Origin of the sequence: Burkholderia sp. AU30198 (assembly GCF_020419825.1) — a bacterium.
Taxonomy (GTDB): Bacteria; Pseudomonadota; Gammaproteobacteria; order Burkholderiales; family Burkholderiaceae; genus Burkholderia.
In genome coordinates this window covers 47,238-73,363 of sequence record NZ_JAIZSA010000016.1, presented here as the reverse complement: position 1 = coordinate 73,363, position 26,126 = coordinate 47,238, and the positions used below count along the sequence as shown (strand labels likewise).

The 26,126-nt window shown below is 63.2% G+C and carries 18 protein-coding genes and 1 pseudogene; 6 read left to right on the top strand and 13 right to left on the bottom strand.

The window, feature by feature from the left end; all coding sequences use genetic code 11:
- The first annotated feature begins 124 nt into the window (after window positions 1-124).
- Entirely contained in the window at window positions 125-2,887 is a 2,763-nt protein-coding gene (locus LGN19_RS29335; RefSeq protein WP_226218621.1) for a LuxR C-terminal-related transcriptional regulator, read from the top strand.
- A gap of 108 nt (window positions 2,888-2,995) precedes the next feature.
- The gene (locus tag LGN19_RS29330) at window positions 2,996-3,670 is read left to right on the top strand and encodes a dienelactone hydrolase family protein (protein WP_174957583.1); all 675 of its coding nucleotides are present in this window, start codon (window positions 2,996-2,998) and stop codon (window positions 3,668-3,670) included.
- A 106-nt stretch (window positions 3,671-3,776) separates the two neighbouring features.
- Here LGN19_RS29330 and LGN19_RS29325 read toward each other — a convergent pair whose 3' ends face one another.
- Entirely contained in the window at window positions 3,777-5,489 is a 1,713-nt protein-coding gene (locus LGN19_RS29325; protein ID WP_226218619.1) for an AMP-binding protein, read from the bottom strand.
- Window positions 5,490-6,039: 550 nt separating this feature from the next.
- Between LGN19_RS29325 and LGN19_RS29320 the strand changes: the two genes are divergently transcribed.
- On the top strand, window positions 6,040-6,714 hold the full coding sequence (locus LGN19_RS29320) for a hypothetical protein (RefSeq protein ID WP_226218617.1): 675 nt from the start codon (window positions 6,040-6,042) through the stop codon (window positions 6,712-6,714).
- A 132-nt stretch (window positions 6,715-6,846) separates the two neighbouring features.
- Here the strand turns inward: LGN19_RS29320 and LGN19_RS39840 are convergent, their stop codons facing one another.
- The 12 genes and pseudogenes from LGN19_RS39840 to LGN19_RS29260 form a co-directional block, all read right to left on the bottom strand.
- On the bottom strand, window positions 6,847-7,491 hold the full coding sequence (locus LGN19_RS39840) for a GAD-like domain-containing protein (protein WP_226218615.1): 645 nt from the start codon (window positions 7,489-7,491) through the stop codon (window positions 6,847-6,849).
- A gap of 157 nt (window positions 7,492-7,648) precedes the next feature.
- Window positions 7,649-8,422 (bottom strand): ABC transporter substrate-binding protein, encoded by a 774-nt coding sequence (locus LGN19_RS29310; protein ID WP_122950660.1) that lies wholly within the window; start codon window positions 8,420-8,422, stop codon window positions 7,649-7,651.
- 494 nt (window positions 8,423-8,916) lie between these two features.
- On the bottom strand, window positions 8,917-9,159 hold the full coding sequence (locus LGN19_RS29305) for an aldehyde dehydrogenase family protein (protein ID WP_226218767.1): 243 nt from the start codon (window positions 9,157-9,159) through the stop codon (window positions 8,917-8,919).
- 339 nt (window positions 9,160-9,498) lie between these two features.
- Window positions 9,499-9,798: pseudogene (locus LGN19_RS29300) on the bottom strand (MFS transporter); the annotation flags it as partial.
- Window positions 9,799-9,938: 140 nt separating this feature from the next.
- Window positions 9,939-10,553 carry a hypothetical protein gene (locus LGN19_RS29295; RefSeq protein WP_226218613.1) on the bottom strand — a complete coding sequence of 205 codons (615 nt, stop codon included), beginning with the start codon at window positions 10,551-10,553 and terminating at the stop codon, window positions 9,939-9,941.
- Between the two features lie 63 nt (window positions 10,554-10,616).
- Window positions 10,617-11,666: a patatin-like phospholipase family protein gene (locus LGN19_RS29290; RefSeq protein ID WP_175221979.1), complete on the bottom strand. Its 1,050-nt coding sequence runs from the start codon at window positions 11,664-11,666 to the stop codon at window positions 10,617-10,619.
- A gap of 75 nt (window positions 11,667-11,741) precedes the next feature.
- On the bottom strand, window positions 11,742-15,188 hold the full coding sequence (locus LGN19_RS29285) for an adenylate/guanylate cyclase domain-containing protein (protein WP_226218611.1): 3,447 nt from the start codon (window positions 15,186-15,188) through the stop codon (window positions 11,742-11,744).
- A gap of 379 nt (window positions 15,189-15,567) precedes the next feature.
- On the bottom strand, window positions 15,568-16,755 hold the full coding sequence (locus LGN19_RS29280) for an adenylate/guanylate cyclase domain-containing protein (RefSeq protein ID WP_226218609.1): 1,188 nt from the start codon (window positions 16,753-16,755) through the stop codon (window positions 15,568-15,570).
- Window positions 16,756-16,785: 30 nt separating this feature from the next.
- Entirely contained in the window at window positions 16,786-18,378 is a 1,593-nt protein-coding gene (locus tag LGN19_RS29275; RefSeq protein WP_226218608.1) for a PAS domain-containing hybrid sensor histidine kinase/response regulator, read from the bottom strand.
- 223 nt (window positions 18,379-18,601) lie between these two features.
- On the bottom strand, window positions 18,602-18,925 hold the full coding sequence (locus LGN19_RS29270) for a hypothetical protein (protein WP_226218606.1): 324 nt from the start codon (window positions 18,923-18,925) through the stop codon (window positions 18,602-18,604).
- Window positions 18,926-19,004: 79 nt separating this feature from the next.
- On the bottom strand, window positions 19,005-19,544 hold the full coding sequence (locus LGN19_RS29265) for a TetR/AcrR family transcriptional regulator (protein WP_226218605.1): 540 nt from the start codon (window positions 19,542-19,544) through the stop codon (window positions 19,005-19,007).
- A 75-nt stretch (window positions 19,545-19,619) separates the two neighbouring features.
- Complete coding sequence (locus LGN19_RS29260; RefSeq protein ID WP_226218603.1) at window positions 19,620-21,080, bottom strand: efflux transporter outer membrane subunit; 1,461 nt, start codon at window positions 21,078-21,080, stop codon at window positions 19,620-19,622.
- Between the two features lie 77 nt (window positions 21,081-21,157).
- Here LGN19_RS29260 and LGN19_RS29255 point away from each other — a divergent pair, with 77 nt between their 5' ends.
- From LGN19_RS29255 to LGN19_RS29245, 3 genes are all read left to right on the top strand, one after another.
- Complete coding sequence (locus LGN19_RS29255) at window positions 21,158-21,775, top strand: TetR/AcrR family transcriptional regulator (RefSeq protein ID WP_122950318.1); 618 nt, start codon at window positions 21,158-21,160, stop codon at window positions 21,773-21,775.
- An 82-nt stretch (window positions 21,776-21,857) separates the two neighbouring features.
- On the top strand, window positions 21,858-22,976 hold the full coding sequence (locus tag LGN19_RS29250; protein ID WP_226218601.1) for an efflux RND transporter periplasmic adaptor subunit: 1,119 nt from the start codon (window positions 21,858-21,860) through the stop codon (window positions 22,974-22,976).
- Window positions 22,973-26,113, top strand: a complete 3,141-nt coding sequence (locus tag LGN19_RS29245; RefSeq protein ID WP_226218599.1) for an efflux RND transporter permease subunit — start codon at window positions 22,973-22,975, stop codon at window positions 26,111-26,113. The genes LGN19_RS29250 and LGN19_RS29245 overlap by 4 nt, the downstream gene beginning before the upstream one ends.
- The last annotated feature ends 13 nt before the right edge of the window (window positions 26,114-26,126 follow it).

Here is a 26,126-nt window from a genome sequence, read left to right as displayed (position 1 = left end):
TTTGTGCATCGCAAAAATGGAAAGACCGTCCGGCAGTTGAACTGGGGTACCCGAGCGGCTGACCCGCATCCATCCCATACGCGGCAACCACGTCAATGACGTACGCCTGGAAGCACTGAACTCGATGAACTGGAACAATTGGTCCCGCGGACGGCTTGCGCCCCCTGATTTCGGCTTCGAGCGCGTGCCGACCCGCGCGTTTGCGCTGCTACGCGCGCGGGCGCTTCCCCGCCTCACGGTGGTCACGGCACCGCCCGGTTACGGGAAAACGGTCCTGTTGAGTGCAATCTACCGCGGGCTGCGCTCCGGCGACGAGCGTTGCCTTTGGCTCTCGCTCGACGAGCGGGAGCGAGATGTCCGCTCCGTCCTGGCGCTCCTTCGACAGGCCCTGACGGACGCGTCGCAAACGACAGACGACCGGCATGCGCAGCCGGCCAGTCCCGTCGCGGACCCGGTCGACATTCTTGACCCCAATCACGCGCTGGAGGCAATCGTCGGCGACCTGCGCCAGCTGCGCGGGCGCACGATCCTGTTCATCGACAACCTCGATGTGTGCATCGATCCGATGGTCTCCGCCTTCATCGAACGCCTGACGTTTCATCGCGTGCCGGATGTGCGCCTGGTCGTCTCCAGCGTGCGTAACCTCCCCATCGATTTCGTCCGGATGAAACTCGAGGTGGATGGTCTGTTGCTTGGGCCCGACCAACTCGGTTTCAACCGCGACGAGACCAGACAACTGTTCTCGTTGTCGGGATTCGCGGGGCTTGACGACAGGGCGGTTCAGGAGATCCATGCGCACACCGAGGGGTGGCCTGCGGCCGTGCGCCTGGCCCAGGTTCTGATGTCGGAACAGCAGCAGTTTCCCTGCGACACCGCTTCGGCGCACTTTCCGCCAACGCCGCTGCGTGATTTCAACGGTGACCAGAAAGACATTTCCCGCGTGCTCACCGAGCGCGTCCTGTCCATCATCGATCCCGCCCGGGTGCACTTCCTGATGGAGGTCGCGCTCGTGCGCGAATTCAACGTGGAGCTGGCGGAGTTCATCACGGGCAATCCTAACGCTCGCGACTGGCTGGACGATCTGCTGCAGCGCAACCTACTGATCTTTTCGATCGGCGTCGGCCGTCGATGGTTTCGCTTGCACACGCTGCTTCGCGAGTACCTGCTGCAGGAAGCGAAAGACCGCCTGTCTCCCGCACGCCGGTCCGAGGTATTGAAGAATGCGGCTCGCTGGTACGAGGATCGCAAGGACTACGTGTCGGCATTGGGGAGCGCACTCGAGGCGCCGGACGTAAAACGGGCCGAAAGTCTGATCGGACGCATCGCGCGGCACGTTGCGGCAGACTGCGGACAAATGTCATTGTTCGTCGAGTGGACTGAAAAATTGCTCAGTCTCGGCGGCGATTTGCCGGTTCAGGCACAAGGTTGGTATGTCTGGGCCTTGTGCCATTTGATGCAGTACGAAAAAGCGGGATCCGCACTGGAAATGCTGGATCGGCGCCTCTCGGAAGATCCCGCCCCGCCTTCGGCCGCACTCGAAACGGCCGATCTCTCTTTCCTGAGAATCGTGCTGGCGGTATCGACGGATGCATTGGACGCCGCTCACGACGAGGCGCTGGCGTGGCTGAACGACACCGGGCACTACGACCCGCTTCAGGTCGGCACCGTAACTGCGGTGGCCGCCCTGGCTGCCCTGGACCGCGGGGATCTGGCCGAAAGCGAGCGGCACCTGGATGCTGCGGACGGCGCGATCGAACGATCGCACAGCATCTTCCTGCGCGCGTGGATCGGCATTTTGCGCGCGGCCCTCGCACTGTCTCGCGCGCGACCGGATCTCGCCGACCGGATCCTGGGCAACGTGCGAGCCCGCGTCCTGTCTGAAATCGGGGAAAGCTCTCCCGTGCTGGCCATCATCGATAGCGTGCATGCCCGTGCGCTGACCGATCAAGGCAAGTTTGCCGACGCACGCCCGCCGCTCGAGCGCAGCATGCAGCCCGCCAATCATTACGGCGTTCCCATGACCACCGAACTCGGGCTCGGCGCGTGCGTGGCCATGAAGCCGGATGGCGAATTCGCCGACACGACTGATTCATCCCTCGACGAAATTGCGCGCCGGTACGCGCCTCGCATCATGACCCTGTTGTCGGCACAACGCATCCGGCGGCGCCTGCATGCCGGCATCGAAGCCGAGACCGATTCAATCGAACTCGCCGGCCGGGTCATTCAGTCCGGCAACCGCACGCACCCGACAGGGATGCGCGAGCGCAGCGACTGGTTGCTCGTCGGTATCGAGCTTGCCATTGCGAAAGGTCTGTTCAAACAGGCCCATGACACGATCGATGCCGCCATGCGACTCGCCACCACGCAAGGGCGCACCAGCGATCGCGTGTCCCTCCTGCTCGCATCGATGGATGCCTATGCCCGCGCGGGAAGAAAGCGGGAAGCGACGCGAGCACTGTCACGCGCAATCGGTCTGGCACACACCGGCTCGCTCGTCTATCCGTTCATCCTGTATCAACGGGCCGTCGGCAAGCTTATCGCCAAAGCGAGCGCTCGCGATTTCGCGTTGATTCGCCCGGCCGAAATCGATTTTCTCGACCGGCTTCACGCAATTTGCGGTCAATCGCAAAGCGATGACGACGGCGATGTTACCGGCGCCTTCAGTTCGGCAGCCGGGCCCGTCGATGTGGTCCAGCCGCTCACCTTGCGCGAAACGCAACTCCTGCGTCTCGTCAACGAAGGACTGAGCAACCAGACGCTGGCGGACCAGCTTTCGCTCAGCCTCCCGACCGTCAAATGGCACCTCAGGAACCTCTACGGCAAGCTCGGTGTGCGAAACCGCTCTGCGGCGCTCGCCAAGGCGCGCGCCTATGGGCTGTTGAACTGAAGCGAACAAGCCAGCAAAAAAAAGAAACAGACTATACTGTTTATTTTTTGAAGGTTGCATCACAATCCTCCAGGATGTTCCCGATCAATCGCATTGTCTGAGGTATGGATGAGTCACTGGATCACGCTGGTGAGCACACATGGACCGATGAATGGATGGTCCGCCGAGCCGGACGACAAACCGGTCGGCGGAATCGTGCTGGTACACGAAATATTCGGCGTCAACGCCGACATGCGCAACATCGCCGAACGATACGCCGCCGAAGGATATCTGACGGTCGTGCCCGCACTGTTCGACCAGGTCGAACGTGAAGTCGAACTGGACCACTATGCGGCCGACGACTACCTGCGTGGCAACAAGCTCGCAGCGACACTCGGAGTCGACACCGCGGCCGAGCTCGTCGCGACCGCCGCTGACGCGATCGGTCACGCCGGCGAGATTGCAATCGTTGGATACGGCTGGGGAGGCGCGGTTGCGCTCGCCGCAGCCCGCAAGATGTCGCTACCGTGCGTCGTGTATTACGGCGTGCCGACACCCGTGTCGCCGCAGGACGGAACCGGACCGGTGCTGGCGCATTGCGGCACGCTGGACCCGCAATGCCCGTCCTCGCAGCCGGTCTCCGTTGACAATGGTTCCGCGTCTGTACAGATTCGCCTTTACCCGACCGGAGACGGATTCGATCGTGAAGGAGACCCTCTTCATTACCACGAGGAGAGCGCTTCGCAGGCCTTCGGACACACCGTCGAGTTCCTCGGCCGGCACCTGCGTGTACGCGGTCACTGACACGCGCGATCGATCGCCCCGGTCGGCGAGCAAACCTGCATTGCGGCATCAACGAGAAATCGGGGCCGGGCGCGAAAGCGTGGCGCCCGGCCCCCAAGGTACAAGGTCAGCGCAACTCGGGAAAATCTTCTTCCCAATACTCGTCCGCGAATCGCCCGGCTCCTGAATCGCGTTCCATCTCCAGCCGCCGCAACTCGACACGGCGAATTTTGCCCGAGATGGTCTTCGGCAGATCGCTGAACTGGAGTCGCCGAATCCGCTTGTACGGTGCAAGCTTTTCGCGCGAGAAGCGAAATACCTCACGAGCGAGATCGGGGCCGGCATCGTAACCGTGGCGCACCATGACAAACGCCTTCGGTACCGACAGACGCAGCGGGTCGGCACTTGGCACCACGGCCGCCTCCGCGATCGCCTCGTGCTCGATCAGCACGCTCTCCAGCTCGAAAGGACTCAACCGGTAGTCGGATGACTTGAACACGTCGTCCGCACGACCGACGTACACGTAATAGCCATCGTCAAGACGCAGTGCAACGTCCGACGTGTGGTACAAGCCATTGCGCATCGCATGCGCGGTCGCCTGCTCGTTGTTCGCATAGCCGGTCATCAAGCCGGCCGGACGCTGCACGAGAGGCAACGCAATTTCGCCTTCGCTCGCGGGCTGGTCGTCTGCATCGACAAGTTCGATACGGTACCCGGGCAACGGCCGCCCCATCGATCCGTTGACGACGGGCTGGCCCGGAGAATTGCCGATCTGGCAGGTCGTTTCGGTCTGGCCGAAGCCGTCGCGGATCGTGACGTTCCATGCATGCCGCACCCGCTCGATGATCTCCGGATTCAGCGGTTCGCCCGCACCGACGATCTCACGCAGCTTCACCGGATACGACGCAAGCGGCTCTTGCACCATCATCCGCCAGACGGTCGGCGGCGCACAGAGCGTCGTGACCCCACAACGAACGAGTACATCCAGCGTCTCTTTCGGCACGAAGCGCGCATAGTTGTAGACGAACACGCACGCCTGCGCATTCCACGGCGCAAAGAAGCAGCTCCACGCGTGCTTCGCCCAGCCCGGCGAGCTGATGTTCCAGTGCACGTCACCCGGCTGCAAGCCGATCCAGTACATCGTCGAGAGGTGTCCGACCGGATAGCTTTGATGCGTATGCTCGACGAGCTTCGGCTTCGACGTCGTGCCCGACGTGAAGTACAGCAGCAATGGATCGGTCGCTTTCGTCGGACCGTCCGGCTCGAACGAGGCGCTCGCCTCATATGCGCGGCCAAAGTCGATCCAGCCACGTGCTGCGCCCGGCGCAGCGCCGACCGCGATGAACGTCATGTCGACATCGAGCGCGTCGAACTTCCCGAGTTCCGCCGCATCGACAACGACGAAACGCGCCCCGGCCACTTCCACCCGCTCGCGAACATCGTCCGCGGACAGTTGCGTCGTGGCTGGCAGCACGACGGCACCGAGCTTCATCGCGGCCAGCATCACGTCCCAGAGTTCGACGCGATTCGGCAGCATCAGCAGCAGCCTGTCTCCACGCGTCACCCCCAGCCCTCTGAGGAAGTTGGCCACGCGTGACGAGCGCTCGGCCATCTGCGCAAACGTGAACGTGTTGCCCGACCCGGCCGGATCGTCGACGATCCATAACGCCGGATTGTCGTTACGCTCGGCCATCACATCGAAATAGTCGAGCGCCCAGTTGAATGTCTCAAGTTCAGGCCAGGTGAACTCGGAGTACGCGCGCTCGTAGTCGGTGCGATGCTGCAGCAGCAGATCGCGCGCGTCGAGAAAAGCCTGCGCGGAAGGAGTAAATCGTGTCATCGCTGTCTCACTCAGTGCGGTCGCACACTTTGTTATCTGCTTCATTTATCGTTGAGCATTGCCGGTGGTCATGTCATGGCCGCCGCACAATCGTCATGCGCTGTGCTTCGAGCGGTACCTCGTGGAGCCGCTGCGGCAAAAACGGCACTCGATCGCATCATCCGGCAAGTCACCATCGTGCATCTGCAGCGCGGTCGCTATCCCACGCGAGATGCACTGCATTCCTGTCAACGCGCGGTTGCGAAACGCAGAGCGCCGTTCCGCGATACCGTTACCGAGTGTATTGGCTTGGATTTCCACGGCGTAGAGACGAAAAAACCCATCTCATATGCAAAAACGCACGAACCCGATGCAGAGAAAGTGACCTGGGACGCATCTTGTTACTGACATTGGAAACGTCACTACCGGCCGCGTCGCGAAGCCAGGATTCAACTCGCCCGCGGTACGGTTTCAGCGCCGGCAGTCCGCGTCGTCACGCGTTGTGCGAAGCCTGAGCATGAGCGGATAATCATGCTGTATTGATGAGGTCAAAACCTGACGGAGCGAACAGATGGAACCGGTTGGTATCTATGCTTCAGTTGCGATCAGCAATGAACAGTTGACCCGATTCTATGAAGACTGGGGTGATGCGTTGATCGACGACGTTCGATGCATTTTCGGCAAAAAGCCGGGCCTGCAGCGGGATAGTTCAGGTGGCTATATAGACCCGGCAACCGGGCACTACCACAATCCCGGAAACAAGCTGGTCATCCGGCATGACGAAGCCACGGAGACCTTGTTCTATTACTATCAGCTTGAATTGCGCGATCCAGATAGCATGGCAGCGGTCCCGTCCTTCCGCGCATTTACCCGCATTGCAGGATATCGAGACCGAGCCGGCGTGGACTATGTCGCATTCTCGCCGAGTGCGCCTAACTTCCTGATCGACTCGCTTTGGCGTGCCTATCAGTTCACTCGTGACGGGTTGAGCGCGATTGCAATCGATGCGCTTCCGCCAGATCGACAACGCGAGCTTGACGTTTTGTCCTGGCGATACTATTGGGGGCCCATCGAAGCCATGTTCGAGAGGATGGACCGTCGCGAAGACGTTTCCTACTTCAGCAACTTCTTTCCGGAGAATTGCTTTGATCCACCGCTTCTATCACTGCTGGGTGTCGAAAAGCCCGCCTACGATTCGCGGATGATGCCAGCTCCCTATCCACCGTCTCGTCTGGAGATGCCGTGATGCCCTCCTTGCGCAGCCGGTGCATACGCTGCACATAGTCAGGGAACAGACGTCAGGGCATGGCGATCGATGACAACTTCAAAGTCGCCATCCCTCATCTGATCCCCTTTGCCATCCCTACCCTACACGGCATCAAGTCGGATTGCTAATGAATGGCATCTTCGGCGCTGCAAGCTGCCGCAGAATCGTCAAATGGACATCGAGATCCACCTTTTTCAGATGATCGAGATTCATTTGACCGCCGGCGATCAGCGCCGGCTCAAAGCCATACATCTCGTTTGGCTCAAGCTGCCCAAGCTTGCCGACTGCGCGTTGGAACAACGGCTGCTTCGACTCATCCTTGAAGTCACATTCGCTCCGCGTCTTGGCGCCAAAGAAGGTTTGAACACGAAAGTCCGGATTCTTGAGCGGCCCCTTCATATCCTTCTCCAGAGCAATCAGAGAATGCGTAGGGCATGAAACCGTCAGGCTCGGCCCAGTCTTTTCACCCCACGCATACAGCTTCCCGAAAGCTGTTCGAGCGATGACATGATAGTTGTCGACTTCCTCAAAGATCGTGCCCTTCAGCCAGATATTAAGGATATATTGATACTTCTCCGGGTTCACGATCCAGAACAGGCCATCTGCATAGCCACCCCAACCTTCTTGCTCCCAATACTTCAGGAGCCGATCCGGCAACCTATTCGCGAACCTGTCGAAACTCGCGTGCGGAACCTCGACCCGGCTAGTGGCCTCAGAGAAGGTCTCGATAAAGAGATCAAAGTCTTCGTCTCTCACTTCTGCCTCGTTCCGGGTACGACAGTTTTGTGGGCCAGGGTCACCCTTCACACATGCTTCGGCGCGGCGGACACATTGTCATGCGGCCGCTTCGTTCCGCCGCGCCGGCTACGTCACGCGCCCGTCACCCGGTGCGACGGGCAGGACGCGCACGCGCTCAATTGCCGTAGATGTCGAAATTGAAATAGCGACTGGCGATCTTGTCATACGTCCCGTCGGCACGGATCGCGGCGAGCGCCGTGTTGATCTTGTCCTTCAGGTCCGTGTCTTCCTTGCGAATGCCGATGCCCTGACCCGGTCCGAAAATCTTCGGATCGTTCAGCTCACCGCCCGCGAACGCGTAGTCCTTGCCTTGCGGCGTATTCAAGAAACCGCGCGATGCTTGCACGCCGTTTTGCAACGCAGCGTCGAGCCGGCCGTTGGTCAGGTCGGCATACACCTGATCCTGGTTCTGATACGACAGGATGCGCGCGCCGATACCTTCCCAATGCGCCTTCGCATACGTCTCCTGCATCGAGCCTTGCAGCACACCGACGGCTTTACCCTTGAGCGATGCCGGCGTCGGCTCGATACCCGAGCCCTTTTTCGCGACAAGAAACGTCGGTGCGTGCGCCGTCTTGTTCGAAAAATCGATTTGCTTCAATCGCGCAGGCGTCATCGACATCGACGACAGGACCGCGTCGAATTTCCGCGCCTTCAGGCCGGGAATCATGCCGTCGAATGCATTTTCGACCCACAGGCATTTCGCGTTGAGGCGCTTGCACACTTCATTGCCGAGGTCCACGCCGAAGCCAGTCAATTCGCCGGACGGCTTCTTGTATTCGAACGGAGGATAAGACGGGTCGACGCCAATGCGAATCGTCGTCCATTCCTTGGCAAACCCGGTTGCGGATATGGCAAGCGCAACCAGTCCGATCATGATCCTCTTCATTCTTTGCTCCATGTAGTTGAAATAACTGCGTTGGCGTTTACCCTTCGAACAGATCGATTCGAAACGGGTGACGACGCCTGATTCGTCGAAACCGGACATCTGCATGACAGCCACCGAGCCCCCGCCGTCGGTCGCCATCGGTCGCCGCGCCGCCTCAACCCAGCATTGCTCCACCGCGGCAATGCGACGGCATTGCCGCCAAGCAACGGCAGAGGCAATCTTTCGTATTGGATAACGCGACGACCGGATGGACGATTTTCCATCCTCTGTTTCGAGGAATAGCGGGCGCTTCCGCCATGCTTGATTCGGCACACGCAAGCGTGGGCCTTTTCAGATCACCGATTCCGGCTCTATTGTGCCTGATCCGATTGAGCATCCAGAATTTCGATGCATTGGCTTCATTCGATTGCTATGCGGCACATCGAAAATAATCGACCGTATCCCGCGCGGTCCTGCATATGCGCGTCGAACGTATTAGCCACCCAGGGAGCGATCTAATTGGCAATCGTCACATGCCGGACGCAGCTATAGTCCTCAAGGGCATACATCGAACGATCCGTGCCATAGCCCGAAATCTTCATGCCTCCATGCGGCATTTCCGAAATCAGGTTGAAATGGCGAATCACCCATGTGCACCCATACTGAAGCTCGGCGCTCACGCGCATGGCACGCCCGACATCAGCCATCCAGATGGAACTCGCCAAACCATAATCGGAATCGTTCGTCCACGAGACGATGTCGGCATCCCCGAAGCGTCAGACCGGGCGTGAATGAATTACTGCGGACCCGACCGGACCACCCGGAAAACTTCACCATTCATTTAACTTTGAATGGTGGCCATGACCCAAGCCAATGCGTGCAAGACTCTCCGCTCCCCCCTGATATAAAACTTCTGCACTGCACGGGAATCGATCGGTTCAATCCGGCCCGGGATGGACTCGCCAACTTCGTCGACCTGTCTCGCAGCGGCGGGATGGCGGCGAACGTTTCGATCCGCCCACGCGTTGCCTGTCGCGTCCGCTGCCGGGCCGGCGCGATGCGAAAACCCCGCAACGCAGCGGACTGCGAAGCACCTGCCGGCTGGCCGGCGGCTGCAGGACGTCGTGCGGAATCAACGCGATCAGCACGCAACTGACCAGCAGGCAGACGCCCAGCGCATAGGTGCCGTTGCTGATGTTGCCGGTCATTTCCTTGGCCATGCCGGTGATCATCGAGCCCGTGAAGCTGGACAGGTTGCCCACCGAGTTGATCAGCGCAATGCCGGCGGCCGCAGCCGTACCGGACAGGATCTGCCCCGGAAAGGTCCAGTAGATCGGCATCAGCGCGAGGATGCCGCACGTGGCGATGGTCAGGAACAGGATCGACAGCGCCACGTGCTGCGGCGTGCCGCGCCGATCGGGGTCGCGCGGTGCGGTTCGAGCCGGAACGTGCCGGCGCCGGCAACCGCGGAATCGTGACGCAGGCCAGCCAGGTCGCGACAGGCACTTGCACATGGCGTCATCGAGAACGCCCGTCGTCACTCGCGGATCGGCAGGCCCAGCCGCCAGCTCAGATTGCTGCGCGCACGCGCTTCGCAGCGCGCATAGAAGAAATCCGTCAGATAAATACGCGGGCGGACGAGCAGCCAGCGAAGAATCGTCCGTTCATGAAAGTCGTAAGCCCGGTCGTCGAGATCGGGGCGCTCGGCCCGGAGCAGGCGGCCGTCTTCGCGAAATTGCCTGCGGGAAGCGCCCAGCGCGGCCAGGTCGATGTCGCACACGAAACGGGTATCCAGTTCCGCAACGGTTCCGGCGTGGGTCGTCGCGAGAATCATCGCGCAGATCCGGTCGCACGCGCCGATCTGCCCCGCTGCCAGGTGCCGGAACCAGTCGGCGCTGTGCTGCTCGTTGTTCTTCGCGCCCGGCACGTAAATCACGTCGTGGAACCAGAGCGCGAGTTCGACCACATCCGGCTCGGGAATCCAGTCACGCGCGAGGTCGACATGACGCAGGCATCGCCGCACATGCGCGAGCGTATGGTAATGCCGCGCCGGCTCCGCATAGCTTCGCGCCAGCGTGTCATAGACATACTCGGCATGTTTCCCGCCGCTGCACGCCCACAACGCGACGAACCGCGCCTGCGTCTGGTTCACGTTCGCTCCTTGGCTCGTGGCGGCACGATACGATCGCCGCACGCCGACGTTACCGCGATGTGCTCAGAGAAATTCCCTGCGAATGTCGATACTCGACCGCTGTCCGATGTTTCCGTAGTGATGCGCGAGCCACGCATCCGCTTCGCGTCGTCCGTGGTCATGCAGCTCGCTCAGGAACCCCCAGTCCGCGTTGTACTTGCTCGATACACTCAACGCGCTCAGCGCGTCGTCGGCGCGAATGGAATGGATCAGCATTTCCTTCATCTCGCCGCGCTTGATCGTGCCTTGCTGGATCAGCTCGGTGACGAACGCGATGGCTCGCATCTCGCGCATCAGCGACGAGTTGAAACTGATCTCGCTGATCCGGTTGAGAATCTCCGCTGCCGTGACGGGTACGCCGCGGCGTACGAGCGGATTGATGTGCACGATCACGACGTCGCGCGTCGTGCAGTTGTAGATGAGCGGATAGATGGCCGGATTGCCCATGTAGCCGCCGTCCCAGTAGAACTCACCGTCGATCGTGACCGCCTGGAACAGTGTCGGCACGCATGCCGATGCCAGTACCGCGTCCGCACAGACATCCTCTCCGGTGAAGAGGCGGATCTTCCCCGTCTCGACGTTGGTTGCGCAGAGATACAACCGGATCGGGCAATGCTTGCGCAGCGCGTCGAAGTCGACCTGGCTTTCGAGCACTTCGCGCAGAGGATTCAGGTTGTTCGGATTGAACTGGTAAGGCGAGAAGACGCGCAGCATCATGTCGGCAAACGCATAGAGCGGCGAGTGATCGAGCCCGAAGCTGTGCGTGCCCTTCAGCCACGGTGCCCAGCGCAACGGGTTGTAGTGCTCCGCCGATCGGGCGACCGCCTGCCAGAAGTCGTGCAGCGCCTCACGCGCACCGTCCTCGCCCCCCTTCAGCAGCCCGTATGCGAACACGGCGGCATTCATCGCGCCGGCGCTGGTTGCACTGACACCCTCGATGTCAAGCCGGCCGTCCTCGAGCAGCCGGTCGAGCACGCCCCAGGTGAATGCGCCGTGCATCCCGCCGCCCTGCAGCGCCAGCGCGATCGGTTTGCGCGCACCATCGTGGCGGCGTCGAGTGTGCTTGGTTATCATGCCTGCCTCCTCGAGCAGCGGCGGTTCGCGGACAGCACGTGGTCACACGATGCGTCGTCGTACGCCGCAGTCCATTCATCCCGCGTGCGCGTCCAATGCGTCCAGCAGCGCTTTGGCCTCTTGCAGGTCGCTTGTATCGAAGCCTTCCGTGAACCAGGCGTATACGTCGTACAGCGCTTGAGTTGCATCCGCGGTCTTGCCCTGCCGCTGCAATAGCCGAGCGAGGTCCGACGCTGCCCGCAGTTCCAGCGCCCTGGCACCCTGCTGGCGCGCCCGTGCGATCGCCCTGAGAAAGCAGTCGGCGGCTTCGTCGTCGCGTTCAGGTGCCGTGCCTGCCTCGCCGGCCAGATAGAGTCCGGTGAGCCGGTACAGCTCCGCCTCGTAGCAATGCTCGCCGGTTTTCTCGACGATCGCCCGGGCCTCCTCCAACATACCCGTTGCTGCCCGCCTGTCTCCCGCGCGCCAATAACTGTTGGCGAGCAACGCGAGAGAATACGGACGCTGGTCTTCGCCGCCGGCTGCCCGTTGCGCGTCGAGGCCCAGCCGCATCTGCGCAATGCCGTCCTGGAGGTTGCCTTGCACGCTCGTCGCCCAGCCTCGCAGCAGCGTCCCCCATGCGAGCCAGTACGGCAATCCGTGCTCGGTCGACACGGCAATGACCGCTTCCGCGCGCTCGGCGGCCTGCACCGGCTCCCGCCGCAGTTGATGCAGGTGCGCCGTGTAAGTCAGGCTGAACGCCAGGGAAGGCCCATACGAAAGGTTCTGTGCGAGCGCAAGCGCTTCGCCGCTGCGTTTGAGCGCCTGGTCGGGATACCCCTGTATCCACAGAATCAGCACGAGGAAACTGAGTGCCCGGATGCCGGGATCCACACCGTGCGCAAACACGTGCGCCTGATGCTGCTCCGGATCGTAAAGCGCCAGCGCCCGTTCCATATGGGTGCGAGCCGCGTCGAAGTCGCCCTGCAGGAAGAAGCACGAACCCAGCGCGCTGTGTGCCTCGATGAGGAAGCCCGCATCGTTCGCATCCTGGGCCGTATTGAGCATCTGCATGCCCAGCTCGATGGCGAGTGCATACTCGCCGCGCACCACGTGATGCATCCGCAATCCCAACTGCGTCGCGAAGCGTTGCGACGCGTCGCCGGTGCGCTCGCACAACTCGAGGGCGCGCATATAGGTCGCGCCCACCTCGTTCGCGCCATACCCGCGGACATCCATCAGGACCGGCCCCAGGGAAAGCAGCAGCGTCAGCTCCCAATGCGCGCGCATCGGCGTGTCGGGCAAGCCCTTCAACAACGCCAGCGCCGCGCCGAGGTGGTGCATCGCATCGTGATGGGCTGCATGGCGCAACGCCTGCTGGGCCGCACGATGCAGGTATTCGACCGCCTTCGGAATGTTGCCGCTCTGACTGTAGTGATGCGCGAGTTCGCTGCAGTAATCGGCGATGCGCGTCGGAAACAGTACCTCGATCGCCTGCGCGGTGCGCTCGTGCAGCGTGGTACGCCGCTCCGTGAGCAACGAGCGCCCGGCCACCTCCTGGGTCAACGCGTGCTTGAACGAGTAATTGACTTCCGGAAAGGCCGGGCACTCGTAGATGAACTCCGCCGCCTCCAGATGCGCGAGCAGACGCCGCAGTTCGTCGCCCCGCGCCGGTTCGTCGCCGCAAATTCGCTGGATCAGGTTGAACGAAAACTCGTGGCCGATCACCGCGAGTGCCTGCAGCAGTTCCTTTTCCTCGATCGGAAGCCGGTCGATCCGGGCGGCGAGCACGCCTTGCACGGTGGTCGGAATGTGCAGCGTCGCCGGCGTCTCCACGATGCGATAGCGCCCGGCCTCGCCGAGCAGCGAGCGCTCCTCGACGAGCGTCCGGACCACTTCCTCCATGAAGAACGGGTTGCCTTCCGTCTTCTCCAGAATGAGTTGCTTCAGCGGCACGAGCGAGCGATCTTCGCCGAGCAGCGCCGCGAGCAGTCCTTGCGCATCCGAGGGACCCAGCGGTTCGAGCCGGAGCGTGCTCCCATGCGCCGCGCGGGCCCACGCGGGCCGATACTCGGGCCGGTAGTTCACCAGAAGCAGGATGCGTGCGTCCGGCACGCGGTCGATCAGGTAGGCGAGGAAGGCTTCCGTTTCGCGGTCCAGCCATTGCAGATCCTCGAACAGCAAATAGACCGGCTGATTCCGGCTCTCCCGCGCAAGAAGCTGTCCGATCGCATCGAAGGTACGCTCGCGCCGGATCTGCGCATCCATCTCGACGAGTACCGGCCCGCCTTCACCGATGCCAAGCAGATAGAGGATGTAAGGCACGAGGTCCTCGAAACTGCGCTCGAGCGTGAGCACCTTGCCGATGACCTTTTCCCGGCAGCGCCGCTCGTCGTCCTGCGTCGTGATCTGGAAGTAATTCTTCAGGAGTTCGATGAGCGGCAAATTGGGAAACGCCTTGCCATGGGATACCGAAAACGTCTCCACCACGAGTGCGCCACGCCGTGAACGTTCCTTGAACTCGTGGAACAGGCGAGACTTGCCGACGCCGGCCTCCCCCACCACGCCGACCATGCGCCCCTGCCCGGCCCTCACGTCCTCCAGAGCCCGGTTCAGGTGCTCCATTTCCGTTTCCCGGCCCACGAAGCGCGCGAGACCGCGGTGTGCCGCCCGTTGCAGGCGCGTACGCAACGCACCGAGGCCAAGCGCCTCGTATACGTGCAGCGGCGCCGGAATGCCCTTGAGCTGCGTCGCCCCGAGCGCCTTGAACTCGAAATAGCCTTCGGCCAGCCGGTGGGTGGACTCGCTGACGAGAATCGACGTCGGTGCGGCGATGCCCTCGATCCGCGACGCGATGTGGATCGTATGCCCGAGCGGGTCGTAATCGGTGTGCAGGTCGTCGGTGCGGATCGAACGAACGACGACTTCGCCGGTGTGAACGCCGACACGAATCTGCAGTGGAATGCCTTCCTGCAGACGAATGCGATCGCCATGCTGCCGCATCGCCTGCTGCATGCGCAATGCCGCGAAGAGCGCGCGTTGTGCGTGGTCTTCGTGGGCAATCGGTGCGCCGAACAGCGCGAGGATGCCGTCGCCGAGCGATTTGGCTACGTACCCTTCGTAGTAATGGACCGCTTCCATCATCAGCCCGACCACCGGCACGATCAGGCGATGCGCCACTTCGGGATCGAGATCGTGGATCAGCGCGGTCGACCCGGCCATGTCCGCAAACAGCGCGGTAACGGTCTTGCGCTCGCCGGCGGCTTCGCCGCGCGCTTCCATGGCCGCGTGTTCGGCACGAATGCGCTCGGCAAGATGATCGGGGGTGTAATGAACGGGCGTCGGCGGCGGCTCCCGACCCGGTGGCCGGGACGGCGGCGACGCAGCCGTGGTTGCAACCAGCGACGCCCCGCAATGGCTGCAGAAGCGGGCCGCCGGCGCTGTGTCGTGGCCGCATTGCGGACACGTGCGGGGCAACACGGCCTGGCATTCCTGGCAGAACCTCGCACCGGGAGGATTCTCGGAACCGCATAGTGCGCAGCGCATAAAACCCTCTTCCAGCCAAGGGTCGACATCAAAATATTATGCGCCACTCTCTGCAGATATTCAGGCCGACTGCGCCGTTGCGCATGCCGACTGGCGTCGTGTGCGCGGCCGGCCCGGGCTCTCCATCATCTGCGGAAATCTCCGCGCAAGATGCCCGTTGCGTCGGGCGCCCGCTCATCCGCCTGCACGCCATTCGAACGCCAGCCGGGCGCGCGACACCCCCGCAGATCGGCGGGCAGCCCGTCGACTCGCCCCCTTGCGCGCGGTCGCGTACCGACGATACCGTCAAAGATACCGAAGCATCCGGGGCCGCGGTCGCGTAATGTGTGCGAGGCTGGGGAGCCGATTGCGCCTCCCCTGGCGACCCGCCGAGGTAGCCTCAAATTGCCGACACGCCGTTCCTGCCGACCAGAAACCACGTGCGGAATTCGCCCATCCCTTTCGCCGCGATCAAGCCACGCTCCTCGAAGGCGAACGATTCACCCAGCATTGCACGCGTCGCCTCCGTCACCTGCACGCGCCCGGCGACGCCCTGCGATTCCATCCTGCTCGCGAGATTGACGGCCGCCCCCCACAGGTCGTAGATGAACTTGCGCTTGCCGATCACGCCGGCCACAACCTCGCCGCTGTTGATGCCGATCCGCAATTGCAGGTTGCAGCGCCGGACCTCGTTGAAGCGGGCCATCGCGTCGATCATGTCGAGCGCCATATTCGCGGCCCGCATCGCGTGATCCTCGGCTGGAACGGGCAGCCCCGCGGCCGCCATGTACGCGTCGCCGATCGTCTTGATCTTCTCGAGGCCGCGGTGATCGGCAATGATGTCAAAGCCGGTGAAGATCTCGTTGAGCATCTCGACGAGCTGCTCGGGACGCATGTCGGCCGAGAAGCCGGTGAAATCCACGATATCCGCGAACAGCACCGATACCTCGGGAAAGCGGTCCGCAATCACTTCGGGGAAACTCCCCGCGATGTCGTCGAGATGCGATTTCAGCCGCTCGGCGATAGGATAAGGCAGCATGTTGAGCAGCAGCCGCTCCGATACCTTCTGCTCGGCGACGACCTTCGCGTATAGCTGCCTGAGTTCGTCGCTCTGACGGCTGATCAGCTCATGGCTCGCCTCCACTTCCCGCACCTTCTGCTCGAGTGCGTCACCGCGCTTGCGCAACTCCCGGTGCAGCAACCGAACTTCCAGCATGTTGCGAACCCGCATCAGCACTTCCGCCAGATCGAATGGCTTGCTGATGAAGTCCTTCGCGCCGACCTGCAACGCGCGCAGCTTGTGGGCCGGCTGGGCGGTGATCACGATGACCGGGAGATAGCTGTCCGCCTCGAGCGACTTCAGGCTTTCCATGACCTGGAAACCGTCCGTGCCGGGCATCTGCAGATCAAGCAGGATCAGATCGTAGGGGTACCGGCGATGAAGTCCATAAACGGCGGACGCATCCATCGTCGACTCGACGTGCGCATACCCCGCCCGCCGCAGGATCTGCTCGAGCAGCAGGATATTGGCCTCCAGATCGTCGACGACCAGGATCCGGGCGTCGACGATTGCTGACGAATCGATCATGGTTCGCTACCTGGCAACCTGCCCCCCCGACTATTTCCGTCCTACAGCCAGCGCGATGGCATCGGCCAGCGCATCCATGAATGGATCGATCTTGATCGGCTTGGTCAGATAGCGGAAGAAACCCGCTTGCATGCCTTGCTCGATATCATGCGCCATCGCATTCGAACTGAGCGCGACAACGGGAATATCCGCCGTCTCGGGATGCTTGCGCAACAGGTCCAGCGCTTCGATGCCGCTGATATCGGGCAGGTTGATATCCATCAGGATCACTCGCGGGTGCACACTACGCGCCAGTTCCACGCCCAGCCGTCCCGTCACGGCACCGAGCATGCGCAGGTCCGCGTGCCGCGCAATCAGTTGTTCGACGAGCTTCAGGTTGGCGGGATTGTCCTCGATATAGAGCACGGTATGCACGGGCGTCGCTGCGGCAGCGTCGCCGGTCGCGCCTCGGGCCGGCATGGCAGGCTGTGTGGCGAGCGTCGCCACCATTTCCGGGGCGGGCGCCGCATCGAGTTCGATCCAGAAGACGCTGCCCTTTCCAAGCGTGCTGTCGACACCGATACCGCCGCCCATCAATTCCATCAGTCGTTTTGCGACCACGAGACCGATGCCCGTGCCCTCTTCCGCGCCCGCCTCCTGTCCCAGGCGGTTGAACGGCTGGAAGAGTCGACCCAGCTGATCCGGGGACAAACCTGGGCCCGTGTCGCCGACGCTCACGTGAACCCGGCCCGGCACAGGCGTGCTGCAGTCGACGTCGACCGTGCCCGACGGACGGTTGTACTTGATGGCGTTCGACAACAGATTGATGAGGACCTGCTTGACGCGCGTGCGGTCGGCGCGGACATGGCACGGCGGCTCGATCTGCGGAAAGGTCACACGAATGCCCCGTTGCCGAGCCTGCGTTACGATGATCGACTCACACTCCCGCAGGACGTCGCCCAGCGATACGGGTTCAGGCGAAATCGCGACTTGCCCGGCTTCGATCTTCGCCAGATCGAGCACGTCGTTGATCAGTTCGAGCAGATGCCATCCTGCCCGCAGAATCTGGTCGATGCTCGCCTGTTGCGACGAGGTCGGCGGTGGCGACTCGGACGCCATGAGTTGGGCAAAACCCAGGATCGCATTGAGTGGGCTACGCAACTCGTGGCTCATGCTGGACAGGAAGTCCGATTTCGCACGATTGGCTCGCTCGGCCGCGGCCAGCGCCCGCTTGCGATCCTCGATGTCGGTGACAGTCCCAACCCACTTGACGACATTACCTTTCGCATCTTTTAACGGCGATGCCCGATCCAGATGCCAACGATAGGTACCGTCGGATATTCGCTTTATCCGCACTTCCACTTCATATTCGCTGCCGTTCGCCCGCGCGTTATTCCAGGCCTCGATCGCGCGTTGCACATCATCCGGGTGCAGCGTCGAGGTCCAATTCCAACCCTCCACTTGCGCAAAATCGAGTCCTGTATACATTTCGAGCCGCCGGCTGACGTAGTCGACCGAACCATCCGGCGTGCCCGTATATACGATATGGGGTATCGCATCCGCAAGCGACCTGAAACGCCGTTCAACGTCATCGACGTTGGCTTCTGACGAAGGGGGATTTGTCGATAACGATTGCTGTTGCATGATCCACCCCCAAAACAAGCGTCGGCGCATTTGTGACGCAGCCACTCAATCCCGTGGGGACGGATCCGGGCGTTTCGTGGGTGAGAAGCAATCCGTCTTACGACATGGAACAGCGGGTCTAATAGAGCGCATCGTCACATCGTTGCTCTCATAATCCCGCTGGCGTAACGATGCGTCAAATACGAGGCAATGGCCAAGAGCGCGCGCGGCACCCGTCGCTGCATCACTTCGTGTCAAAGTCGGAATGGTCTGACGCTTCGCAAAAGCGCAAATTGACGTTGTCAGCGGCCGCCGCGTTGTGAAGTCTGCCATCAACTGTCGCGTGGCCAATTGCGGCGAGAGCGCTGCGGTCCGCGTGTGGCCCGGCCCGCGAGTTCATGCTCAGAATCGTGCTGTCGTGATAACAAGGCTTGTGCGAAATCTGGGTTTGAGCGGGCAACCGGAGCGGAGTGATGAGGTTCCACATCTTGCCGGCTTCATGATGGGCAGCCGGAATGAAGGAATTGGGGCGCTCATTTTTCTGGCTGCCGCACCGATCGCGCGCCATCCACAACCCTCTGAAACGCCCTACTTTGGCCTGGCCAGTCGCCCCGCCAGATCGCTCCAACCGAAAGCATGCATGGGAATTACGATCTCCCCAAGTACCGCAGGCCGTCCATGATCGCGATCACGATAAGCGCGCGATCGGCGGACGAGGCCGCTGCTCCAGTGCCACGACACTTGCATCCTCGATCAAAGAAGCGCGCAATCATGTCGCGTCGTTCAACACACATGGCCTCCACATGCTCGCGCAAGTACGCATCGCGCTCTGCCTGCAGGCGAGCCTCGGCCCAAACGACGTAATCGACGCTGCTCGAATAGCAGCGCGCATACAGCAACGCGAAATGCTGTTGAACAGCTTCGGACGATACCGCAGCATCCTGCAGTAACGCCTCCAGATTTTCTTGAATGTTGCGATGCTTGACGCGAAGAAGTTCGACGAAAAGCTCGCGCTTGCTCCTGAAGTTCGCGTAGAACGCGCCGCGCGTGTACCCGGCGCGCGCAACCATGTCCTCGACGCTCGATGCCGCCAGTCCCTTCTCGGCTATGCACAGCGCGGCAGCGTCGAGCAGGTCCCGACGGGTGAGTTCGCGGCTTTCCGCACGTGTCATCCGCTTGGGTCGCATGTTCCAGAGCACTCATCGCACAACGAATAGGGACGACGACGTCTCGCCCCGCCAAGGCGTCGGTACGTACGGCCGTTATCGACTGGCGACGGCTTCGGACGCCGCCCCTTGCCATCCTCCGCCGAGCGCCTTGAACGCAGCCACCGACGCACGAGCCGCTTCGGTTTTCGCCTGCACGCGCGCGTCCGATGCGCGCAGCAGGCTTTCATCGGCCTGCAACACTTCGACCAGGCTGACGACGCCTTTCTGGTACGCCGCGAACGACGCAGCCCGTGCGCGGCCGAGCGAATCGACGCCGTCAGCGAGAACAGCCGCCTGTTCGTCGCGTTTGACGAGTGCCGAGAACGCGTTCTCGACGTCCTCGGTGGCGTGCAGCGCCGCGAGCCGATACGCAGCAAGCATTTCGGCATCCTGCCCTTTGGCCTGCGCGATCTGCGCATTGATGCGACCGAAGTCGAACAAACGCCAGCGCAGGCCGAGCACGCCGGCAGCCTGGTTCGCGCCGCCGGCAAACAGGTTGCCCGCGCCCATCGTCGTCGCGCTACCGATCAACCCGCTCAGCGAGAACTTCGGGTAATACTCGGCAATGGCCACGCCGATGCGCGCGTTCGACGCCGCAAGACGCCGCTCGGCGACGATCAGGTCGGGCCGCCGCCTGAGGAGTTCGCCAGGCGTTCCCGTCGCCGCGATCCGCGGTGCAGCCGGCACGTCGCCGCCGTCGAGCAATTCCGCTCGATACGTACCGGGTTGCGAGCCGAGCATCACGTCGAGCGCATTCATCGCCGCGTCCAGCGCCGCTTCGAACACCGGCACCGTTGCGCGAACCTGAGCGAGCGCGCCTTCGGCCTGCCTGACCTGAAGCTCCGCCGCGAGCCCCTTTCCATACAGCAGATTGATGGTCGACAACAGATCCTGTTCGGTCTGCACCTGATGCCGCGCGACCTTCAGCCGGCCCTGCAACCCGCGAATCGTGATGTAGAGGTCCGCCGTCTGCGCGGCCACGGCAAGGCGCGACGCGACCGCCGCCGCTTCGGAGGCCTGATAATCGGCGAGCGCGGCTTCCCGCCCGCGGCGCAACCCGCCGAACACATCCAGTTCCCAGCTTGCGTTGAAATCGGCCTCGTAGTCGTTGCCGTGACGGTCGAAACCGGGCGTCGAATTCAGCACGCGCCCCAACGGCGTTTCGACCGACTGGTAAACGCGCGCAGCTTGACCGGTCACATTGCCCGAAGGCAACAGCGCCGCATTGGCCGCACCGAGCCCGGCACGCGCTTGCGTGACGCGTGCCGCGGCCTGCGCGAGATCGAGGTTCTGCGCGAGCGCGAGCGTGACGAACCGGGTCAACTGTGGATCGCCGAAACCCGTCCACCAAGTCGCGAGCGCCGCTTCGGCCGCCGCGTGCCGCTGCTCCACGGCGCTCTGGCCCTGGAAGCGCTGCGGCATGGCGATGTCCGGCCGCACATAGTCGGGACCGACGGCGCATCCCGTCGACAGGAACGCGGCGAGCGCCGCGGCAACGATGGGTTTCGGTAGCATGACGGTTTTAGCAAAGACTAGGTGGTGACTATAATACCAAATAGTCACTCGTTGTCCATCCCTGCCAGCCGTAACCCATGAAAGAAAACACCGCTTCCCCGGCTCCCGCGCGCGGCCCGGCCGATCACGACGTGCGGGACCAGATCGTGGCCGCCGCCACCGAGCACTTCAGCCGGTACGGCTATGAAAAGACGACCGTGTCCGACCTCGCGAAGGCCATCGGTTTCTCGAAGGCCTATATCTACAAGTTCTTCGAGTCGAAACAGGCGATCGGCGAGATGATCTGCGCGAACTGCCTGTACGAAATCGAAACCGACGTGCGCGCCGCCGTCGCCGAAGCGGAACTGCCCACCGAAAAGCTCCGGCGCATGTTCAAGGTCTTTACCGAAGCGAGCCTGCGGCTGTTCTTCCGCGATCGCAAGCTGTACGACATCGCCGCGTCGGCCGCCACCGGCAACTGGCAGTCGGTGCAGGCCTATGAGGCGCGGGTGCAGAAGCTGCTGCAGGAGGTGCTCCAGGCGGGCCGGCAAAGCGGCGAGTTCGAGCGCAAGACGCCGCTGGACGAAACCGCGACGGCGATCTTCCTCGTGATGCGACCGTACATGAATCCGCTGCTGCTGCAGTACAACCTCGACACGACCGACGCCGCGCCCGCGCAGTTGTCGAGTCTGGTGCTCCGCAGCCTCGCCCCTTGAACCGGCACCGTTTGTGACCATTGACTATATTGGTCACTAGATACACAATGAAAGCCCCAATCACTTCGTCAGTGGGTCTTTCATGCTCCGGCGTCGCCTCGCTCTCCTCGCAGTCGCTTCCGCACTGCCCTTCGCGCTAGCCGCCTGCAGCGGAAAAGCGCCTTCCGATCCGCGCACGGAGGCGCCGCTCGTGCGTACCGCCATCGTGCAGGCTGCCGCGCCCGCGTCCCGCTCGTTCACCGGAACCGTCGCCGCACGCGTGCAGAGCGACCTCGGGTTCCGGGTGTCCGGCAAGGTGCTGGAGCGGCTCGTCGATACCGGACAAGCCGTCCGGCGCGGCCAGCCGCTGATGCGGATCGATCCCGTCGACCTGAAGCTCGCGGCGCGCGCACGCGACGAGGCAGTAGCCGCAGCACGGGCACGCGCGCGGCAGACCGCCGAGGACGAAGCGCGCTACCGCGACCTGCGCGGCACCGGCGCGATATCGGCATCGGCCTATGACCAGGTCAAGGCAGCGGCCGACGCCGCGAAAGCCCAGTTGAGCGCCTCCGAAGCCGACGCCGACGTCGCGCGCAATGCGACCGGCTATGCGGAACTCGTTGCGGACGGCGACGGCGTCGTGATGGAAACGCTCGCGGAGCCCGGTCAGGTTGTCAGCGCCGGCCAGCCGGTCGTGCGGCTCGCACACGCCGGCAGCCGGGAAGCCGTGATCCAGTTGCCGGAAACGCTGCGGCCCGCGGCCGGCTCCGTGGCGCTGGCCGAGCTGTTCGGCAAGCCGGGCTCGAGTGTCCCCGCGACGCTGCGCCAGCTCTCCGATTCCGCGGATGCGCGAACGCGCACGTTCGAAGCACGCTACGTACTGCAGGGCGCGCTGGCCGCCGCGCCGCTGGGCGCAACCGTCACGATCCGCATACCGGACGACGCACGCGCGACACCGCCAGCCGGCCTGCAGGTGCCGATCGGCGCGCTGCTGGACGGCGGCAAAGGGCCCGGCGTGTGGGTCGTCGCAGGCGATCCGGCCAAGGTGGGATGGCGGTCGGTCACGGTCGAGCATCTGGACGACGACAACGCGCGCGTGTCCGGCGCACTCAAGCAAGGCGACCGGGTCGTCGCGCTCGGCGCGCAGTTGCTGCATGACGGCGAAGCGGTTCGCGTGGCCGCGCAGGCCGCCACGGTCGCGCGCGAAGGGGCACAGCCATGAGCGAACGCCGCTTCAACCTGTCGGCGCTCGCGGTGCGCGAGCGCGCGATCACGCTGTTCCTGATCTGCCTGATTTCGCTCGCGGGGCTCGTGTCGTTCTTCAAGCTGGGCCGCGCGGAAGACCCGGCATTCACGGTCAAGGTGATGACCATCGTCACCGCGTGGCCGGGCGCCACCGCGCAGGAAATGCACGACCAGGTGGCCGAAAAGATCGAAAAGCGGATGCAGGAGCTGCGCTGGTACGACCGCACCGAAACCTACACGCGCCCCGGCCTCGCGTTCACGACGCTGACGTTGCTCGACAGCACGCCGCCGTCCGAGGTGCAGGAGCAGTTCTATCAGGCGCGCAAGAAGATCGGCGACGTGGCGAACGATCTGCCGGCCGGCGTGATCGGCCCGATGGTCAACGACGAATACGCGGACGTCACGTTTGCGCTGTTCGCGCTGAAGGCCAAGGGCGAACCGCAGCGCCTGCTGGTGCGCGATGCGGAGATGCAGCGTCAGCGCCTGCTGCATGTGCCGGGCGTGAAGAAGGTCGACATCATCGGCGAACAGGCGGAGCGCATCTACGTGCAGCTGTCGCACGACCGGCTCGCGACGCTCGGCGTGAGCCCGCAGGACGTGTTCGCCGCGCTCAACGGCCAGAATGCGCTGACGCCGGCCGGCTCCGTCGAGACGCGCGGGCCCGAGATCTTCATTCGCGTGGAAGGCGCATTCGACAAGCTGCAGAAGATTCGCGACACGCCGATCGTCGCACAGGGCCGCACGCTGAAACTGTCGGACATCGCCACCGTCGAGCGCGGCTACGAAGACCCGTCGACGTTCATGATCCGCAACAACGGCGAACCCGCGCTGCTGCTCGGCGTCGTGATGCGCGACGGCTGGAACGGGCTCGACCTCGGCCGTGCGCTGGACCGGGAAGTCGGCGCGATCAACGCGGAGCTGCCGCTCGGCATGAGCCTGACCAAGGTCACCGACCAGTCCGTGAACATCAGCTCCGCCGTCGACGAGTTCATGGTCAAGTTCTTCGCCGCGCTGCTCGTCGTGATGCTGGTGAGCTTCGTCAGCATGGGCTGGCGCGTGGGACTCGTCGTCGCCGCGGCCGTACCGCTGACGCTGGCCGTGGTGTTCGTCGTGATGGCCGCCACCGGCAAGAACTTCGACCGCATCACGCTCGGCTCGCTGATCCTCGCGCTCGGGCTGCTGGTCGACGACGCGATCATCGCAATCGAAATGATGGTTGTGAAGATGGAGGAAGGCTACGACCGCGTGGCCGCGTCGGCGTACGCGTGGAGCCATACGGCCGCACCGATGCTGGCCGGCACGCTGGTCACCGCGGTCGGCTTCATGCCGAACGGCTTCGCTCGCTCCAGCGCGGGCGAATACACCAGCAACATGTTCTGGATCGTCGGGATCGCGCTGATCGCATCGTGGGTCGTTGCAGTAGCCTTCACACCGTACCTCGGCGTGAAGATGCTGCCGAACCTCAAGAGGCTCGAAGGCGGCCACGATGCGATCTACGACACGCCTCGCTACAACCGCTTCCGGCAATTGCTGACGCGCGTGATCGCCCGCAAATGGCTCGTCGCCGGTTCGGTCGTCGCCCTGTTCGTGCTCGCGATTCTCGGCATGGCGGTCGTCAAGAAACAGTTTTTCCCGATCTCCGATCGTCCCGAGGTGCTGATCGAGGTGCAGATGCCGTACGGCACGTCGATTTCGCAAACGAGCGCCGCCACGTCGAAGGTCGAAGCGTGGCTCGCGAAGCAGAAGGAAGCGAGGATCGTCACCGCGTACGTCGGCCAGGGCGCGCCGCGCTTTTATCTGGCGATGGGGCCGGAGCTGCCCGATCCGTCATTCGCGAAGATCGTGGTGCGCACCGACAGCCAGGACGAGCGCGATGCGTTGAAGGCGCGCCTGCGGCGGGCCATCGCCGACGGCCTTGCGCCCGAAGCCCGCGTGCGCGTGACGCAGCTCGTGTTCGGTCCGTATTCGCCGTTCCCGGTCGCGTATCGGGTCACGGGCCCCGATCCGGACAAGCTGCGCGGCATCGCGACCGATGTCGAGCGTGTGATGACCGGCAGCCCGATGATGCGCACGGTCAATGCCGACTGGGGCACGCGCGCGCCGACGCTGCATTTCACGTTGCAGCAGGATCGCCTGCAGGCAGTCGGGTTGACGTCCAGTGCGGTCGCGCAGCAGCTGCAGTTCCTGCTGACCGGGGTGCCCGTCACCGCGGTGCGCGAGGATATCCGGACCGTACAGGTGATCGCGCGGTCGGGCGGCGATGCGCGGCTCGACCCGGCGCGGCTCGACGACTTCACGCTCGCCGGCGCGAGCGGGCAGCGCATCCCGCTGTCGCAGGTCGGCAAGGTCGACGTGCGGATGGAAGAGCCGATCATGCGCTGGCGCGATCGCTTGCCGACGCTCACGGTGCGCGGCGACATCGCCGACGGCTTGCAGCCGCCGGACGTGTCGGCTGCGATCACGAAACAGCTTCAGCCGATCATCGCCGCGCTGCCGAGCGGCTATCGAATCGAGGAAGCCGGCTCCATCGAGGAATCCGGCAAGGCCACCCAGGCGATGCTGCCGCTCTTCCCGATCATGCTGGCGGTCACGCTCGTCATCATCATCTTCCAGGTGCGCTCGATCTCCGCGATGGTGATGGTGTTCATGACGAGCCCGCTCGGCCTGATCGGCGTAGTACCCACGCTGATCCTGTTCCGGCAGCCGTTCGGCATCAATGCGCTGGTCGGCCTCGTCGCGCTGTCGGGGATCCTGATGCGCAACACGCTGATCCTGATCGGCCAGATTCACCAGAACGAACAGGCGGGACTGGATCCGTTCCACGCGGTCGTCGAAGCGACCGTGCAGCGGGCGCGCCCGGTGATCCTGACCGCCATGGCCGCCGTGCTCGCGTTCATTCCGCTCACGCATTCGGTGTTCTGGGGAACGCTCGCGTACACGCTGATCGGCGGCACGTTCGCCGGGACGATCCTCACGCTGATGTTCCTGCCGGCGATGTACGCGATCTGGTTCAGGATCCGGCCCGGTCATTCCGCCGCCACCCGCCACGGCGGTCATGAACCGGCATCGCCGGGCGAGGCTGTATTTCAGCCCGCGCTGAACGCGCGCGATTGATACAGCCATTCAT

Bases quoted from the DNA above. Each gene is read 5' to 3' on its own strand.
- LGN19_RS29335 (WP_226218621.1), top strand. From the start codon at position 125: ATGAACTGGAACAATTGGTCCCGCGGACGGCTTGCGCCCCCTGATTTC.
- LGN19_RS29330 (WP_174957583.1), top strand. From the start codon at position 2,996: ATGAGTCACTGGATCACGCTGGTGAGCACACATGGACCGATGAATGGA.
- LGN19_RS29325 (WP_226218619.1), bottom strand. From the start codon at position 5,489: ATGACACGATTTACTCCTTCCGCGCAGGCTTTTCTCGACGCGCGCGAT.
- LGN19_RS29320 (WP_226218617.1), top strand. From the start codon at position 6,040: ATGGAACCGGTTGGTATCTATGCTTCAGTTGCGATCAGCAATGAACAG.
- LGN19_RS29310 (WP_122950660.1), bottom strand. From the start codon at position 8,422: ATGAAGAGGATCATGATCGGACTGGTTGCGCTTGCCATATCCGCAACC.
- LGN19_RS29290 (WP_175221979.1), bottom strand. From the start codon at position 11,666: ATGATAACCAAGCACACTCGACGCCGCCACGATGGTGCGCGCAAACCG.
- LGN19_RS29285 (WP_226218611.1), bottom strand. From the start codon at position 15,188: ATGCGCTGCGCACTATGCGGTTCCGAGAATCCTCCCGGTGCGAGGTTC.
- LGN19_RS29280 (WP_226218609.1), bottom strand. From the start codon at position 16,755: ATGATCGATTCGTCAGCAATCGTCGACGCCCGGATCCTGGTCGTCGAC.
- LGN19_RS29275 (WP_226218608.1), bottom strand. From the start codon at position 18,378: ATGCAACAGCAATCGTTATCGACAAATCCCCCTTCGTCAGAAGCCAAC.
- LGN19_RS29270 (WP_226218606.1), bottom strand. From the start codon at position 18,925: ATGGCGCGCGATCGGTGCGGCAGCCAGAAAAATGAGCGCCCCAATTCC.
- LGN19_RS29265 (WP_226218605.1), bottom strand. From the start codon at position 19,544: ATGCGACCCAAGCGGATGACACGTGCGGAAAGCCGCGAACTCACCCGT.
- LGN19_RS29260 (WP_226218603.1), bottom strand. From the start codon at position 21,080: ATGCTACCGAAACCCATCGTTGCCGCGGCGCTCGCCGCGTTCCTGTCG.
- LGN19_RS29255 (WP_122950318.1), top strand. From the start codon at position 21,158: ATGAAAGAAAACACCGCTTCCCCGGCTCCCGCGCGCGGCCCGGCCGAT.
- LGN19_RS29250 (WP_226218601.1), top strand. From the start codon at position 21,858: ATGCTCCGGCGTCGCCTCGCTCTCCTCGCAGTCGCTTCCGCACTGCCC.
- LGN19_RS29245 (WP_226218599.1), top strand. From the start codon at position 22,973: ATGAGCGAACGCCGCTTCAACCTGTCGGCGCTCGCGGTGCGCGAGCGC.